General features: G+C 72.3%; 14 protein-coding genes. 5 read left to right on the top strand and 9 right to left on the bottom strand.

All coding sequences use genetic code 11. The features are described 5' to 3' along the window. Window positions 1-40: 40 nt before the first annotated feature. Window positions 41-322, bottom strand: a complete 282-nt coding sequence (locus tag ACWEPF_RS05435) for a hypothetical protein (protein WP_345285727.1) — start codon at window positions 320-322, stop codon at window positions 41-43. Between the two features lie 277 nt (window positions 323-599). On the opposite strand from ACWEPF_RS05435, the gene ACWEPF_RS05430 reads away from it, so the two are divergent. The 3 genes from ACWEPF_RS05430 to ACWEPF_RS05420 all read left to right on the top strand — a co-directional run bounded on the left by ACWEPF_RS05430 (window position 600) and on the right by ACWEPF_RS05420 (window position 4831). Continuing rightward, complete coding sequence (locus tag ACWEPF_RS05430) at window positions 600-1952, top strand: FG-GAP repeat domain-containing protein (protein ID WP_452171532.1); 1353 nt, start codon at window positions 600-602, stop codon at window positions 1950-1952. Window positions 1953-2071: 119 nt separating this feature from the next. Beyond that, entirely contained in the window at window positions 2072-3235 is a 1164-nt protein-coding gene (locus tag ACWEPF_RS05425) for an FG-GAP-like repeat-containing protein (protein WP_452171531.1), read from the top strand. 48 nt (window positions 3236-3283) lie between these two features. Next, entirely contained in the window at window positions 3284-4831 is a 1548-nt protein-coding gene (locus ACWEPF_RS05420; RefSeq protein WP_452171530.1) for an FG-GAP-like repeat-containing protein, read from the top strand. Window positions 4832-4888: 57 nt separating this feature from the next. Here ACWEPF_RS05420 and nirD read toward each other — a convergent pair whose 3' ends face one another. After that, a complete protein-coding gene (nirD, locus tag ACWEPF_RS05415) occupies window positions 4889-5227 on the bottom strand; it encodes a nitrite reductase small subunit NirD (RefSeq protein ID WP_449798825.1) in 339 nt (112 codons plus the stop codon). Continuing rightward, the gene (nirB, locus tag ACWEPF_RS05410) at window positions 5227-7719 is read right to left on the bottom strand and encodes a nitrite reductase large subunit NirB (protein ID WP_452171529.1); all 2493 of its coding nucleotides are present in this window, start codon (window positions 7717-7719) and stop codon (window positions 5227-5229) included. Before nirB ends, nirD begins: the two co-directional genes overlap by 1 nt. Window positions 7720-7935: 216 nt before the next feature. Here nirB and ACWEPF_RS05405 point away from each other — a divergent pair, with 216 nt between their 5' ends. Then, complete coding sequence (locus ACWEPF_RS05405) at window positions 7936-8691, top strand: sirohydrochlorin chelatase (protein WP_452171528.1); 756 nt, start codon at window positions 7936-7938, stop codon at window positions 8689-8691. 191 nt (window positions 8692-8882) lie between these two features. Beyond that, complete coding sequence (locus ACWEPF_RS05400) at window positions 8883-9677, top strand: phosphotransferase (protein ID WP_452171527.1); 795 nt, start codon at window positions 8883-8885, stop codon at window positions 9675-9677. Between the two features lie 60 nt (window positions 9678-9737). Here the strand turns inward: ACWEPF_RS05400 and ACWEPF_RS05395 are convergent, their stop codons facing one another. The 6 genes from ACWEPF_RS05395 to ACWEPF_RS05370 all read right to left on the bottom strand — a co-directional run. Continuing rightward, window positions 9738-11804, bottom strand: coding sequence for a phosphocholine-specific phospholipase C (locus ACWEPF_RS05395; protein ID WP_452171526.1), 2067 nt, complete (start codon window positions 11802-11804; stop codon window positions 9738-9740). 200 nt (window positions 11805-12004) lie between these two features. Further along, on the bottom strand, window positions 12005-12772 hold the full coding sequence (locus tag ACWEPF_RS05390) for a hypothetical protein (RefSeq protein WP_452171525.1): 768 nt from the start codon (window positions 12770-12772) through the stop codon (window positions 12005-12007). Window positions 12773-12809: 37 nt separating this feature from the next. Beyond that, window positions 12810-13457, bottom strand: coding sequence for a pentapeptide repeat-containing protein (locus tag ACWEPF_RS05385; RefSeq protein ID WP_452171524.1), 648 nt, complete (start codon window positions 13455-13457; stop codon window positions 12810-12812). Window positions 13458-13485: 28 nt separating this feature from the next. Further along, the gene (locus ACWEPF_RS05380) at window positions 13486-14064 is read right to left on the bottom strand and encodes an EF-hand domain-containing protein (protein WP_452171523.1); all 579 of its coding nucleotides are present in this window, start codon (window positions 14062-14064) and stop codon (window positions 13486-13488) included. Beyond that, window positions 14061-15260 (bottom strand): low temperature requirement protein A, encoded by a 1200-nt coding sequence (locus ACWEPF_RS05375; RefSeq protein WP_452171522.1) that lies wholly within the window; start codon window positions 15258-15260, stop codon window positions 14061-14063. The genes ACWEPF_RS05380 and ACWEPF_RS05375 overlap by 4 nt, the downstream gene beginning before the upstream one ends. 275 nt (window positions 15261-15535) lie before the next feature. Continuing rightward, on the bottom strand, window positions 15536-15728 hold a 193-nt coding region (locus tag ACWEPF_RS05370), incomplete at its 5' end, for a hypothetical protein (RefSeq protein WP_452171521.1).

The raw sequence follows: 15728 nt of genomic DNA, 5'->3' as shown, positions 1-15728 counted from the left end.
AGCCCCCGGCAGCCGGGCTGCCGGGGGCTCACACCTTTCCTCACGCCATCCGGTGCCGGCCGGCCGACCGCTCCTCCCGCCGGTGACCCGCCCAGCCGGCCACCGCCAGCAGGGTGCAGGCCCAGACCGCGCAGAACACCGCCAGCGCGATCGCGTTTCCCCCCATCTGCACCGCGACCAGCACCAGACCGACCGAGAGCGACAGCAGCACCGCGACGGTGCCGGTCTGCACGTCCTCCAACAGGTGCCAGTACCCACGCGGCCCGCCCACCGGCCGCGGCTTCGCGTACCGCTCCGGGCCGAACTCCGCCTGCGGTTCCATCCCGCTCACCTCCCAGTACAGGGGACCCCTCCAGCGTGCACGGCCGCCCGGCTCCCCGCACGCCTGGAGGACGCTTGCGGCCCGGGCCGCTTCGGTCCACCGGTGATCCCTTCCACCCGTGCTGAGCAGCGACGAAGCTGTTCTTCGTCAGCAGGGACCACCCGGAACCGGTGGGGAGAGGGACCGCTGACGGTGCGTCGCACGCACCGGACCGCTGCTCCTGCAGGGCAGCCGTCCCCGTGCCACTTCCCGTCCGTCCTGCCCCTGGAGCCCTGCCATGCCCTCGCGCGCCTCGAAGCTCACCCGCGTCGCCCTCTCCGCCGCCATCGCCCTCTCCGGCGCGGTGGCCACCACCGCCCTTGCCACGGCCAACGCCACGGTCGCCCAGGCCGCCTCGTCGGTGGACGGTTCGATCACCCGCTCCGAGGTGATCGCCCGGGCCGACTACTGGTTCCAGAACAAGGCCAGCATCACCTACGACCAGGGCGGTTCGTACCAGGACTCCTCCGGTCGCTCCTACCGCACCGACTGCTCGGGCTACGTCTCGATGGCCTGGCACCTCGGCACCAGCCTGGCCACCGGCACGCTCCCGGGCGTCGCCACCCAGATCCCCCGCAGCCAGCTCAAGCCCGGTGACATCCTCGACTACGAGGCCAAGCACGTCATCCTGTTCGAGAAGTGGGACGACGCGGCCCACACCACCTTCTCCTACTACTCCTTCGGCTCCACCCCGGTGAAGCACATCACCGGTGTGTCGATCAACGCCGCCAAGTTCGACAGCCACGACAACGGTCTCTACACCGCCTACCGCTACAACAAGATCGTGGATGACCGTTCTGCGGCGCGGACGGTGGCGGCGGACTTCGACGGTGACGGTCGGGTGGACGTCGCGGGGATCGATGCGTACCAGAACCTGAACCTGTACGCCGGGAACGGTGCCGGTCAGGTGAGTGCGACGCTGCCGATGCTCGGCACCAATGGTCTGTGGGCGGGCTTCAAGCAGCTGGCGGCGGGTGACTTCAACGGTGACGGCAAGCAGGACGTCGCCGGGATCGACGCCAACGACAGTCTGAAGCTGTACACGGGCACCGGTGGCGGTTACGTGTCGGGCGGCAGCGCGATGCTGGGTGGAAACGGTACGTGGGCGGGCTTCAAGGCGCTGACGGCGGGTGACTTCAACGGTGACGGCAAGGCCGACATCGCGGGGATCGACGCGAACGACAGCCTGAAGCTGTACGCGGGCAACGGTGCGGGTCAGCTCTCCGAGGTCGGCGCGATGCTGGGCGGCAACGGCACCTGGGCCGGGTTCAAGGGGATCACCTCGGGTGACTTCAACGGTGACGGCAAGCGCGACGTCGCCGGGATCGACGCCAACAACGACCTCAAGCTGTACACCGGCAACGGCGCGGGCCAGCTCGGTGGTGGCAGCCCGATGCTCGGCACCAATGGTCTGTGGGCGGGCTTCCGCTCGGTCATGGGCGGCGACTTCAACGGTGACGGCAAGCAGGACATCGCCGGCATCGACGCCAACAACGACCTCAAGCTCTACACCGGCAACGGCGCGGGCCAGGTCAGCGGCGGCTCCGTGATGATCGGCAGCGCCGGCAGCGGACTCTGGTCCGGCTTCTAGTGAACGGCCGTCCGGGGCAGGTGAGTCAGCCCCTGCCCCGGACGGCACCCTCCTCCGCCTCTTCCGGACATTCGTACCGCGCGCCCGCCCCGTGGCCGGGCCCAGCAGAAGGAACTCACGTGATTCGCAAGACCACCCTGCTCACGGCCGCGCTGGTGACCGCTGCCCTGTCGGCAGCCGTCGCCCCGTCGGCCAACGCCGCGTCGGTCGACACCTGGGAGCGGATGGCCGACTGCGAGAGCAGCGGCAACTGGGCCAGCAACACCGGCACCTACTACGGCGGTCTGCAGTTCTCCCAGAGCACCTGGGTGGCCCAGGGCGGCACCGCCTACGCGGCCCGCGCCGACCTGGCCACCAAGGAGCAGCAGATCCGGATAGCCGAGAAGCTGCTGCGCGCGGCCGGCCCCGGCCAGTGGCCCGACTGCTCGAAGCGGGTCGGACTGACCAACGACGGCGTCGACCCGTACCCGGCCACCCCGCCGACGGTGCGTCAGGCGCGGACGGTGGCGGCGGACTTCGACGGTGACGGTCGGGTGGACGTCGCGGGGATCGATGCGTACCAGAACCTGAACCTGTACGCCGGGAACGGTGCCGGGCAGGTGAGTGCGACCCTGCCGATGCTCGGCACCAATGGTCTGTGGGCGGGCTTCAAGCGACTGGCGGCGGGTGACTTCAACGGTGACGGCAAGCAGGACGTCGCCGGGATCGACGCCAACGACAGTCTGAAGCTGTACACGGGCACCGGTGGCGGTTACGTGTCGGGCGGCAGCGCGATGCTGGGTGGAAACGGCACCTGGGCGGGCTTCAAGGCGCTGACGGCCGGTGACTTCAACGGTGACGGCAAGCAGGACGTCGCCGGCATCGACGCGAACGACAGTCTGAAGCTGTACGCGGGCAACGGCGCGGGCCAGCTCTCCGAGGTCGGCGCGATGCTGGGCGGCAACGGCACCTGGGCCGGGTTCAAGGGGATCACCTCGGGTGACTTCAACGGTGACGGCAAGCGCGACGTCGCCGGGATCGACGCCAACAACGACCTCAAGCTCTACACGGGCAACGGTGCCGGTCAGCTCGGCGGCGGCAGCCTGATGCTCGGCAGCGGTGGCGCATGGGCCAACTTCCGTTCGGTCATGGGCGGCGACTTCAACGGTGACGGCAAGCAGGACATCGCCGGCATCGACGCCAACAACGACCTCAAGCTCTACACCGGCAACGGCGCGGGCCAGGTCGGCGGCGGCTCCGTGATGATCGGCAGCGCCGGCAGCGGCCTCTGGGCCGGCTTCTGACGGCTCACCACTTCCACAGACCATTCCTCACCATCAGAAAGCGATTCAGTGAAGCGCCTCGCCTCCCTCGCCGCCGCCACCCTGGTCGGCATGCTCTGCCTGCCCGTCACCTCGTCTCCGGCTTCGGCGGCGACGGCGACCCCGCCCCAGCTCAAGGTCATGCCGCTCGGTGACTCGATCACCCGTGGGTACATGAGCACCCCGGAGAACGGCTACCGGGCGAAGCTGCAGCAGCTGGTCTCCCAGCAGTCCCGGTACACCGTCAACATGGTCGGGTCCGTGCGGAACGGCACCCTCGCCGATCCGGAGAGCGAGGGCCACAGCGGCTACGAGATCCAGGGCATCAGGGCCGAGCTCGACGGCTGGCTCGCCGCGGCCCAGCCGGACGTGGTGCTGCTGCACATCGGCATCAACGACCTCAACAACAAGCACGACGTCGACGCCAACGGGAACACGGCGGTCGACCGGGCCAAGTTCCTGATCAACCAGATCTTCGCGGACCGCCCCAACGTCACGGTGATCGTCCAGGGTCTGATCCGGTCCACCGCGGGCATCCCGGAGCAGCCGGGCATCACCGCGAAGATCGACGACTACAACAGCCAGCTGAAGACCTGGGTCAACCAGGAGCGGACCAAGCGGCACGTCCGGTTCGTCGACTCCACCGTCCCTGCCGACCAGTTGGCGGACAAGCTGCACCCGAACGCGGACGGGTACGACACCTTCGGCCGGACCTTCTACTCCGAGCTCGACCAGGCCTTCTCCGACGGCTGGATCGTCGGCGGCCCGCCCACCGCGCTGACCACCCCGGCCCGCACCGCGGCCGGTGACTTCAACGGTGACGGCAAGCAGGACGTCGCCGGGATCGACGCCAACAACGACCTCCGGCTCTACACCGGCGACGGTGCCGGGCACGTGGGCGGTGGTTCGCCGATGCTCGGCACCGGCGGTGCCTGGAGCGGCTTCAAGCTGATCGCCGCAGGCGACTTCAACGGTGACGGCAAGCAGGACATCGCCGGGATCGACGCCAACAACAGCCTGAAGCTGTACGTCGGCAACGGCGCGGGCACCGTCTCGGGCGGCAGCGCGATGCTGGGTGGCAACGGTGCGTGGGCCGGGTTCAAGGCCATCACGGCCGGTGACTTCAACGGTGACGGCAAGGCCGACATCGCCGGGATCGACGCCAACGACAGCCTCAAGCTGTACGCGGGCAACGGTGCGGGTCAGCTGTCCGAGGTCGGCGCGATGCTGGGCGGCAACGGCACCTGGGCCGGGTTCAAGGCCATCACGGCCGGCGACTTCAACGGTGACGGCAAGCGCGACGTCGCCGGGATCGACGCCAACAACGACCTCAAGCTCTACACCGGCAACGGTGCCGGCCAGCTCGGCGGCGGCAGCCCGATGCTCGGCACCAATGGTCTGTGGGCGGGCTTCCACGCGGTCATGGGCGCCGACTTCAACGGTGACGGCAAGCAGGACGTCGCCGGGATCGACGCCAACAACGACCTCAAGCTGTACACCGGCAACGGCGCCGGCCAGCTCGGCGGCGGCTCGGTCATGATCGGCACCAGCGGTAGCGGCCTCTGGGCCGGCTTCTGAGCCCCTTCTGACACGGCGTCGGCCCCCGGACCGGACGGTTCGGGGGCCGACGCCGTGTCAGACCACCTGGACCGGATAGACCGGCAGGGCGTTGGCCGGGTCGTCCAGGCAGACGCCGCTGCGCAGGTCGAAGGTCTGCTTGTGCATGGGGGAGGCGACGGTGGGGGCGCCGTCCACGCTGCCGGTGATGCCGTCGGCGATCACGTCGGCGTGCGAGAACGGGTCGCGGTTGCCGACGGCGTAGACCTCGCCGCCAGGGGTGCGGAAGACGGCGGCCTGCTCGCCCTCGGGGAGCAGCGCGGCGACCCCGCAGGCGGGTTCGAGCTCCTCGTAGGCGCAGACGGTGACCCATGTGCCGTCGGGGGACTGGACCTGGACCTGGCCGGTGCGGTTCATCACTGCTCCTGGAGGACGGGGACGGTCGGGGAGTCGACGAAACTGACGGGGTCGGCGGGGGCGTTGACGAACGGGGCGAAGGCGCGGAGCTTGGCCGGGTCGTCCAGCACGGCCCGCCACTCGTCCTGGTAGGCGGCCACGTGCCGCTCGGCCTGGGCCTCCAGCTCGGCGGCCAGCCCGAGCGAGTCCTCCACCACCACCGCGTGGACGTGGTCGAGGCCCAGGCGCTCCAGCCAGGCGGCGGTCCGCTCCAGCCGCTCGCCGGTGCGGGCGTAGTACATCAGGAAGCGGTCGGTCAGCCGGAGCAGTTCCTCGGTGGAGAGGTCGGAGGCCAGCAGGTCGGCGTGGCGCGGCGTGGTGCCGCCGTTGCCGCCGACGTAGAGGTTCCAGCCCTTGGCGGTGGCGATCACGCCGATGTCCTTGCCCCGGGCCTCGGCGCACTCGCGCAGGCAGCCGGAGACCCCGCCCTTGACCTTGTGCGGGGTGCGCAGGCCCCGGTAGCGCAGCTCCAGGTCGATCGCCAGCTGCACCGAGTCGCCCTGCCCGAAGCGGCACCAACGGCTGCCCACGCAGGACTTCACGGTGCGCAGCGACTTGCCGTAGGCGTGGCCGGACTCGAAGCCGGCGTCCACCAACCGCCGCCAGACCGCCGGGAGTTGTTCGCGCCGGGCGCCGAAGAGATCGATCCGCTGGCCGCCGGTGACCTTGGTGTGGAGACCGAAATCCCGTGCCACCTCGCCGATCACGATCAGTTGCTCGGCGGTCAGTTCGCCACCGGGGATGCGTGGCACCACGGAGTAGGTGCCGTCCTTCTGCAGGTTGGCCAGGTAGCGGTCGTTGGAGTCCTGGAGGCCGCGCTGTCCGGGGTCGAGCACGTGCCGCAGCCCGAGCTCGGGCCCGAGGGTGGCCAGGATCGAGCCGACCACCGGCTTGCACACCGCGCAGCCGTCCTCGGCGCCGTTGCCGTGTGCCGTCAGCACTTCGGCGAAGGAGGTGAACCCCCCTTCCACGACGGCCTGGTAGAGCTCGGCGCGGGACAGCGCGAAGTGCTCGCACAGGCCCGGGCGGCGCTGCACCCCGAAACCGTCCAGCAGGGACTGCAGGGTGCCCGCGCAACCGCCGCAGCCGGTGCCGGCCCTGGTGCAGGCCTTCAGCTCGGAGAGCTCGGTGACGCCCTCGGCCACGGCGGCCCGGACGGCGCCCTTGGTGACGTTGTGACAGCTGCACACCACGGCCTCGTCCGGCAGCAGCTCGGCCCCGGGTGGTGCCCCGGCTCCGGCCGGGAGGAGGAACGACTCGGGCGCGGCCGGGAGTTCGGTGCCGGTGTGCGGGCGCAGCAGCCCGTACGCGGCGGCGTCGCCGACCAGGATGCCGCCGAGCAGCCGGCCGTCGGCACCGAGCACCAGCTTCTTGTAGACCCCGGAGCCGGAGTCGGAGAACTGCACCTCCACCGAGCGCCCGCCGGCCGCGAACGGGTCGCCGAAGCTGGCCACGTCGGCGCCCAGCAGCTTGAGCTTGGTGTCGGTGTCGGCGCCCTCGAAGGAGGCGGAGCCGTCGCCGTGCAGCTGCTCGGCCACCACCTCGGCCATCTGGTAGCCCGGGGCCACCAGGCCGTACACCTGGCCGTCGCAGGTCTGGGCGCACTCGCCGACGGCGTAGACCGCCGGGTCGGTGGTGCGGCAGTGCCGGTCGACGGCGACGCCGCCCCGGTCGCCGCAGAGCAGCCCGGCCTCGCGGGCGAGCCGGTCCCGGGGGCGCACGCCCGCCGAGAACACCACCAGGTCGGCGTCGACCAACTGGCCGTCGCTCAGCCGCAGGCCGTCGGTGACGCCGTCCGCGTCCAGCTCGATCCGGTTCGCCCCGACACCGGTGTGCACGCCGATGCCCATCCCCTCGACCGCGCCGCGCAGGGCGGCCCCGCCGCCCTCGTCCAGCTGGAGCGGCATCAGCCGGGGTGCGAACTCCACCACGCTGGTGCGCAGCCCCAGGCTGCGCAGCGCACCGGCCGCCTCCAGTCCGAGCAGCCCGCCGCCGACCACCACCCCGCTGCGGGCGCCGGCCGCCGCGTAGGCGGTGATCGCGTCCACGTCGTCCAGGGTCCGGTAGGCGAAGCAGCCCGGGGCGTCCGCGCCGGGCACCGGCGGCACGAAGGGGTACGAGCCGGTGGCCAGCACCAGGGCGTCGTAGCCGAGGGTGCGGCCGCCTGCGGTGGTGACGGTCCGCCGGGCGGTGTCGAGGGCCTCGGCCGGGTCGCCGAGGTGCAGCTCGATGCCGTGCTCGGTGAAGAACTCCGGCCCAGCGAGCGCGAGTTCGTCCGGGCTGGTGCCGGTGAAGCGGGCCGTCAGGTGCACCCGGTCGTAGGCGGGGCGGCTCTCCTCGGCGAGGACCACGGCCCGCCAGTCGTGCTCGAAGGCCCCGCGCTCGGCCAGGGCGGACAGCAGGCGCTGGCCCACCATGCCGTGTCCGACGAGGACCAGGGTCTTGGTCGTCATGGTGCGTGCTCCTCCTGCGCGGGTGCTCCTGTCTCCGACCGTAGTTCCGGGACGGTGGGCGTCCCACGAGTAAAGGGCCCGAGCAGAAGGGACCTTGGGCCCGAGTGACACGCGGCCGGGCGGTGCGGGACCTTCGGCCCCGGAGCCGGTGGCCTCGGCCCGGTCCGGCGGCCCGGGGCGGCCGCCTAGCGTGGACGGTGAAGGGAGTGGAGCCTGATGACCGTCTTCGCACCGATCCGTGAGCCGGGGCCGCTGCCCGCCGCAGGGTCTGCCGGGCCGCCCTTGGTGCTGGCCGTGCACGGCAGCGCCGTCCCGGCGGCGGTGCGCACCGTGGCCCGGCTGTGCTCCCGGCTCGACGCCCTGACCGGACGTCACCCCCTGGTGGGCCACCTGGACGTGCAGAGCCCCGCACTGGCCGAGGTGCTCGGGCAGCTGACGGGCGAGGCCGTGGTGGTGCCGCTGTTGCTCGGTGACGGCTTCCACCGCGCGGTGGACGTCCCGGGCGTGGTGGCCGCGGCCACCGGAGTACGGGCCGTGGTCACCCCGGGGCTGAGCGGCGCCGCCGCCTCGATCGGACTGGCGCTGCACGGACGGCTGCGGGAGGCCGAGGAACGGGCCGGCGGCCGGGCCGACGCCGTGGTGGTGGCCGCCGCCGGCTCCACCCGCCCGGGCGGCAACGACGGCGCACTGGCCGCGGCCGCCCAGCTGGAGCACCTGCTCGGCGGCACCGTCCCGGTCCGCACCGCCTACTGCTCCGCCGCCGCACCCACCGTCCCGCAGGCGGTCGACGCCCTCCGGGCCGAGGGCCACCGCCGGATCGCGGTCGCCGCCCACCTGCTCGCCCCGGGCCGCTTCACCGCCGCCCTCCGCACTACCGGCGCCTGGACCGTCACCGCCCCGCTGGCCGACCACCCCCTGATCGCCCGCGCCGTCCTGCGCCGCTACGCCCTCGGCCAGCGGATCGGGGTGTGAGTGGTCACGCCGGGGGCGCGAGGAACTGCGCGAGTCCGGAAGGCGGCCCAGCGTGAGGTCGGGGCAGGTGAGCCAGTTGCACGTGGTGCCGTTCCCCTGCGCGCAGTTCCTCGCGCCCCCGGGGCGCTGCCCTGCCGGGCCCCGGCTGTAAAACGTTTGGCCTCGAAGGACCGTCACGTGAGAATGGCCGTATGAGTACCCCACAAGGTCCGGTCGCGGTACCGGAGTTCGTCCGTGAGTACGCCGCCGGCCGGCCCCTGCGGGCCGTCTGGGAGAACGAGCTCGGCGGGCTGACCTTCCAGGTCGGCCTGGCGGAGCGCACGTTCGTGAAGTGGAACCCGGCGGGGAACACCATCGACCTGTCCGCCGAGGCGGCCCGGCTGGCCTGGGCGGCGAAGTACGCCACGGTGCCCCGGGTGCTGGAGCAGGGGGCGGACGAGGGCGGCAGCTGGCTGGTCACCGAAGGCCTGCCCGGGAGTTCGGCCGAGGACGAGCACTGGCGGCGCCGGCCGGAGCAGGCGGTGCGCGCGCTCGGTGCCGGGCTGCGCCGTCTGCACGAGGCGCTGCCGGTGGCGGACTGCCCGTTCGACTGGTCGGTGCCCACCCGGCTGGCCTCGGTGCACGCCAGGGTCGCCGCCGGACTGGTGGAACCGGCGTGCTGGCCGGATGAGTTGGCGTACGTGGGCGGCGTGCCGCGGGCGCTCGAACTGCTGGCGGACGCCCCGCCGGTGGACCGCCTGGTGGTCTGTCACGGCGACGCCTGCTCGCCCAACACCCTGATCGGCGAGGACGGCACCGCCTCCGGGCACGTCGACCTGGGCGACCTCGGGGTGGCCGACCGCTGGGCCGACCTGGCGATCGCCACCTGGAGCACGCGGTGGAACTACGGGCCGGGCTGGGAGGAGCCCCTGCTGGAGGCCTACGGCGTCGCGCCCGATCCGGAGCGCACCGCCTACTACCGGCTGCTCTGGGAGCTCTCGGACTGAACACCGGGCCCCGCCGCGCGGAGAGCGCGCGGCGGGGCCCGGCCGGGGCCCGGCCGAGGGTCAGCCGGTGACGCTGGGCAGGCCGGTCTCCAGGTGGCCGGTGAAGCGCTGGGACCAGGTGGAGTCCGAGCTGACGGTGACCGTGAAGTCGTACCAGCCGTTCTGGTAGGCGACGGCGTTGAAGTAGTCGCTGGTGTTGCCGCCGGGCTGGACGGTGTAGGTCCACGGGCCGTCGGTGCGGTAGTTGTTCGGGGTGACGGTGAAGGTCACGGCCGAGGTGCCCGCGTTGTCGAGGCGGAACCAGAGGGCGAGCTTGCCGGTGTCCGGCGCGTTCGCGTACGAGGCGGTGACGGTGACGGTCTTGCCCGCCTTGGTGGCGTCGCCCTTGAAGCGGCGCAGGAAGCGGTTCGGGCCGGTGACGCTCAGGTCGTAGGGGCCGTTGCCGAAGTTGGTGCCGCAGTTGAAGAAGTCGCTGGTGGAGCCGGCCGGGTCCACCGTGTACTGCCACGGGCCGCCGCTGCGGTAGGCGTTGGCGTAGGCCGCGAAGTGGGTGGCGCTGGTGGCGGCGGCGCCCTCGTTGGCCATCTTGATCCAGACCTTCATCACCCCGTTCGCGCCGAACTCCAGGTGGTCCAGATTGGCGTTGGGCTGGTACGGCAGCGCGCGGGCCGGCCGGGTGCCGGGCTCCTGGAGCGGGAGCGCGTTGTTGGTCGGGGCCGGGTTCGGCAGCGGGCCGCAGGTGGACTGGCCGATCACGAAGGAGGTGTCGGGCAGCGCGGGCATCCCGTAGACCGGGTGGGCGAAGTCGAACATGCCGGTCAGGTCGCCGGTGACCTTGCGCCGCCAGGCGGAGATGTTCGGGCAGACCGCGGGCTTGCCGAGGGCGGCCGTCCAGCGCTCCAGGAAGCGCAGCACCGAGGTGTGGTCGAAGACCTCCGAGGAGACCCAACCGCCGCGGCTCCAGGGCGAGATGGCGATCATCGGGACCCGGAAGCCGAGGCCGACCGGCTGGCCGTTGTAGAACTCCCCGGGCGTCCCGGCGACCGGCACCGGCGGCGGCACGTGGTCGAAGAAGCCGTCGTTCTCGTCGTAGTTGAGGAACATGATGCTGGAGTTGAAGACCGCCGGGTCGGCGTTGAGCGCGTCCATCACCAGGTGCACGAAGTGCGCGCCGTCGTTCGGCGGCGCGTAGGGGTGCTCGGAGGAGGCCTCGTCGGCGACCACCCAGACCACCTGCGGCAGCGTCCCGTTCAGCACGTCGGCGCGGATCGCGGCGGCGATGTCGTCCGGGGTCTTCCCGGTCACCTTCGGGACGGATCCCATGCCCTTGACCTTGAGCGGGCTGCCGGCCGGGGCGTCGGTGAACTGCTTGAAGTAGGCCAGGGCGTTGTCGCCGTAGTTGTCGGCCGCGTTCTGGTAGAGCTTCCAGCTGACCCCGGCGGTCTCCAGCGCCTCGGCGTAGGTCTGCCAGCGCAGGCCGGACTCGTCGCCGCCGTTGTAGGCCGGGCCGCCCGCCTTGCCGTCCGGGTCGATCTGCCCGCTCCAGTGGAAGGTGCGGTTGGGGCCGGTGGCGCTCAGCGTGGAGCAGAAGTAGGCGTCGCCGACGGTCCAGTTGTCGGCCAGCGCGAAGTGGAACGGGATGTCCTTGCGGTTGAGGTAACCGAGCGCGCGGACACTGGACTTGGCGGCCACCCAGTTGTCCATCTTGCCGGTGTTCCAGGCGCTGTGCTGGTCGTTCCAGGAGTGCGCGAGGTCGCCGTTGCACTGGGCGAGGCGCTCCGGGGTCTGGCCGCCGGCCGCCTTGGTGGCGCTGAACAGCCACGGGTACTGGCGGCCCGTCCCGTTCGGCTGGTTGAAGACGCTGAACCCGCCCGGGATCTGGATCGCGGCCCGGTCGCCGAAGCCCCGGACGCCCTGGAGGGTGCCGAAGTAGTGGTCGAAGCTCCGGTTCTCCTGCATCAGGATCACGATGTGCTTGGCGTCGGTCAGCGTGCCGGTGGCGTCCAGCCCGTACTGCTCCGCCGCCTCCGCCGCCCCGCCGCCGACCGTGGCCGACCCCGCGACGGCCGCCCCGGCCGCCGCGGTCGCCGACAGTGCCATGAACTTCCTACGACTCAGCTCGGACATCCCGCAGCCCGTCCCTTCGCTCCACAGAAGCCGCTGATGGTGACCGGTGTTGTCTGCACACGTTGTGTGCACGCCATCGGCCGAGCGGAATCTTTGCGCAGGTCGCGGCCGGTGGCCATGACTTTCCATCAAGGCTTGTTGGACTGTTCAACGCCCGGTCGCCGGGCGAAGACGAGATGAACGCGAAGCGGTACGGCGGCTCAGAGCCCGCCTCCGCAGCCGCCACCCCCGCAGCCCGCGCCGCCTCCGCAGCCGAAGCCTCCGACGGCCCCGGCCGCCTCCCCGTCCCGGCCGACGGGCCCGGCCGGGCTCCCGGGCAGCGAGGGCAGCCACCGGTGGTGCTGCCAGGGGAAGAGCGTGACGGCGGCCCACCAGGACGGGAAGGGCACCCGGTCGCCGGCCGCGGCGCACTCGGCCTCGGCGGCCTCGCAGGCCGTGCCGTACCACTCGACGGCCTGGGTCCGCTGCGTGCGCAACTCCAGCAGCCCGTGCTCCAGTTCACGGACCGTCAGCCGGGCGGCGGTGGGGTCCGCCTCCGGCGGCACCTCGGCGTCCCACCGGAAGACCCGGACCGGCCCGAGGGCGGCCGGGGCCAGCAGCCCCCAGACCGGACGGTCCGCCCCGGCCCGGAAGCGCCGGGCCCGGGCCGTCCGGAGGGCCGCCTCCCGGTGCTCCCGGTGTTCCGCCAGCCGGGCCGCGATCTCCGCCCGGACGGGTCGGTACGCCTCGTCGGCCGGCGTGGCCGCGACCGGTCCGCGGCCCAGCACCCGGATCACCCGGCCCCGCGCTCCCGGCGGACGGGCCGCCGCCCGGTACCGTTCGGCCGCCCCGGCCCAGCGCTCCAGCTCCTCCCGGGTGCCGGGCACCACCGTCGCCCCGGGTGCGTCGCTCCGCTCCGTCCCGGCCTCGCGCACCGGGTAGCGGCCGTCCACCGGGGCACCGACCTCGATCAGGATCCGTTCCTCCACCGTTACCCACCCTCCGTCGGACGGACCACGGGCGTGGTCAGTCCTTCACGGTGATACCCAGGGCCTGGGCGAACTGCGGTGCCAGCTCGAAGAGTTGCGCGGATCCGAGGATGGCTCCGCGCAGTCCGTGCGGGCCGTCGGTGAGGCCCAGCGAGCGGGCGCCGCGGAAGTCGGCCTGCTTGAGCACGGCGCCGCTCAGCCGGACCTCCTCCAGGGTGGAGCCGGGGAAGGAGACGTCGGTGAGCTTGGCCTCGCCGAAGTCCACGTCCCGCAGCAGGCAGTCCTCGAAGACCACGTCCCGCAGCACCGCGCCGCGCAGGTTGACCGCTTCCAGCTTGCACTGGCGCAGCACCACCCGGCGCACCGCCGAGCCGTAGGCGGTCAGCCCGGCCAGCACGGTGGAGACCAGGCCGGCGTCCTGCCACTCGCTCTCCGCGCAGTCCACCGCGACCCAGCGGCTGCCCTGCACCCAGACCTCGTTGAACCGGGTCTGCCGCAGCCGTGCCCCGGACAGCTCGGTGCCGGTGAAGGCGCACTCCAGGAAGCTCCCGCCGCCGGCCGAGACCGCCTCCAGCGGACCCTCGAACCGCACGGTGTCGTAGCGGTCGCCGCGCAGCGGGCCGCTGTGCGGGACGAGCAGGTGCGCGTAGGGCAGGTCGTCGAGCTGGTCGGGGACGGACTGCACGGCGGGGGCCTCCTGGGCTGACGGGGCGTTACCGGGCGAAGGCCGGGTTGCCGGTCCACCAGTTGCCGGGGGCCTCGGGGTCGCGGCTGCTCCAGTACTCCACCACGGCCTGGACGAACTCCTCGGGGTCGAGCGTACCGTTGCCGTCCAGGTCGAGCCGCGAGAAGGCCAGGTCGGTGTCCTCCCGGGTGAGGTCCGGGAAGTGGCCGCGCTGGAAGGCGTAGAACTCCTCCCGGTCGACCACCCCGTTCCCGTCGGCGTCCGCGACCGTGAGGAAGACCTCGGCCAGCGCGCCGACGGTGGCCCGGGCGGCCGCCGGGTCCTCGGCCAGGCCCAGGGTGCTGGTGATGAACTCCTCCCGGCCGATCTCGGTGGCGCCCGCGGGCAGGGTGGGCAGGTGCAGCTCGCGCCAGATGTGCAGGTAGGCGTCGACGATCCGGTCCTCCTCGGCGGAGCCCTCCGGGTGGCCGAGCGAGCGGGCGCTGTCGCGGCCCATCAGCACGTGGTCGGCCTCGGTGAGGCGGCCGTCGCCGTCCCGGTCCAGGTGGTCGAAGCCGTAGGCGATCTTGTCGCGGAGCAGGTCGCCGGTGGTGACGGGCTCGGTCATGCGGTTCCTCCGGTGGGGTTCTGGTGTACGGGGTGCCCGTGGGACTCCAGGGCCAGGCCCAGGGCGACGGTGAGGGCGCAGACCAGGCCGGCCGCCAGGGTGCCGTGCTCGCCCAGGAAGGTGCAGGCGAGCACGGCCACCGAGGCGGCGGGCAGCAGGGCCTGGCCGAGGCCGGTCTTGACGTGCCGGGAGTGCAGCGCCCAGACCGTGAGCAGGAAGAGCGCGGTGGGGACGGTGACGGCGGCGGCCGCCGGGACGGCGGTGATGTGCGCCTTGTGGGTGGCGTACTCGATCGCCACCTCCAGGCCGGCGCCGATCGCGGCGGCCGAGCCGAGCACCACGTAGTGGCCGTAGCCCCAGAGGAAGGAGCGGCGGTTGGAGGTGAGGATGTGGTGCACCGGGCGGGCGAAGTAGATCCACCAGGCGGAGAAGCAGATCAGGATGCCGCCCGCGGCGATCGGGATCAGCTCGTCCAGCGCCTCGTGCTCGTCGATCGCGGCCTGCATCGCCAGGGTGGCGGCGGCGACGGTCTCGCCGAGCACGATGATGGTGAACAGGCCGTACCGCTCGGCGATGTGGTGCGGGTGCCAGTTCGACTGGGTGCGCAGCTCGGCCAGGGCCGGGACGGAGAGCTCGGCCACGATGCCGAGCGGCAGCACCCAGGTGAGCGCGCTGTCCGGCACCAACAGCACCAGAACCCAGCCGAGTTGGCAGATGGTGATGCCGATCGCGTAGCGCAGCGCCATGGTCCGCGCCCCACCGGTCTCGGAGGCGGCCGCGCGCAGCCACTGGGTGACCATGGCCAGCCGCATCACCAGGTAGCCGACCACGGAGAGGGTGAGGTCCCGGCTGTCGAACATCCGGGGCACCCCGGCGGCCAGGATCAGCACACCGGTGATCTGCACCAGGGTGGTGACCCGGTACGGCACGTCGTCCACGTCGTAGGCGGAGGCGAACCAGGAGAAGTTCATCCAGGCCCACCAGATGGCGAAGAAGGCGAACGCGTAGCCGTACAGCCCGGCGCCCAGGTGGCCCTCGGCCAGGTCGTGCGCCAGCTGCTTCCCGGCCTGGGCGACCGCCACCACGAAGCAGAGGTCGAAGAAGAGCTCCAGCGGCGTGGCCACCCGGTGGCTCTCGTGCTTGCTGCGTGCGGTCATCCGCCGGAAGGCGGGTTGGGAGGGGAGGTCTGTGCTCATGGGGCCACCTGGGCGCTCGGCGTGGTTCCGGTCCCCGTGATCCTGACAGTCCGTCACGCCCGGCGCACGCATCCCGGCGACACGCGCACCGTCCGGCTCGCACCCCTTCTGTCCTGCTGTCAGCGCCAGTTGACGGTGGAGTGCGCGAACCGGGTGAACGGACCGCCGGAACCCGGGCGCGCCCCGCGCCGGGGGTCGGTTCCACCCCGTTTGGCCGGATAGATTCCTCCGCAGTGGCAAGGACGACGCGGGCGGACTTCGGGCAACGCGGAAGGTCAAGGCCGGTGGCGGAACACGGGGGCGAAGTGGCGCAGGATCCGCAGGGCCTCCTCATCGCCCCAGTTGGGGAGCACCCGGACCAGCAGGTAGCGGTCGGCGAAGCGTGAGGTGTTCGGCCCGCTCGGCCTGCACCTCACAGCGGAGATGCAGGCGGCGACGCGCGGGCTCCGGCAGAGGGACATGGTGGCC

It is taken from the genome of Kitasatospora sp. NPDC004289 (assembly GCF_053602875.1).
This window is presented reverse-complemented; position numbering and strand designations above follow the sequence as displayed.

What these genes read in the sequence shown, in the direction of transcription:
- ACWEPF_RS05435 (WP_345285727.1), bottom strand. Translation starts at nt 322, where the DNA reads ATGGAACCGCAGGCGGAGTTCGGCCCGGAGCGGTACGCGAAGCCGCGG.
- ACWEPF_RS05430 (WP_452171532.1), top strand. Translation starts at nt 600, where the DNA reads ATGCCCTCGCGCGCCTCGAAGCTCACCCGCGTCGCCCTCTCCGCCGCC.
- nirD (WP_449798825.1), bottom strand. Translation starts at nt 5,227, where the DNA reads ATGAACCGCACCGGCCAGGTCCAGGTCCAGTCCCCCGACGGCACATGG.
- nirB (WP_452171529.1), bottom strand. Translation starts at nt 7,719, where the DNA reads ATGACGACCAAGACCCTGGTCCTCGTCGGACACGGCATGGTGGGCCAG.
- ACWEPF_RS05405 (WP_452171528.1), top strand. Translation starts at nt 7,936, where the DNA reads ATGACCGTCTTCGCACCGATCCGTGAGCCGGGGCCGCTGCCCGCCGCA.
- ACWEPF_RS05400 (WP_452171527.1), top strand. Translation starts at nt 8,883, where the DNA reads ATGAGTACCCCACAAGGTCCGGTCGCGGTACCGGAGTTCGTCCGTGAG.
- ACWEPF_RS05395 (WP_452171526.1), bottom strand. Translation starts at nt 11,804, where the DNA reads ATGTCCGAGCTGAGTCGTAGGAAGTTCATGGCACTGTCGGCGACCGCG.
- ACWEPF_RS05380 (WP_452171523.1), bottom strand. Translation starts at nt 14,064, where the DNA reads ATGACCGAGCCCGTCACCACCGGCGACCTGCTCCGCGACAAGATCGCC.
- ACWEPF_RS05375 (WP_452171522.1), bottom strand. Translation starts at nt 15,260, where the DNA reads ATGAGCACAGACCTCCCCTCCCAACCCGCCTTCCGGCGGATGACCGCA.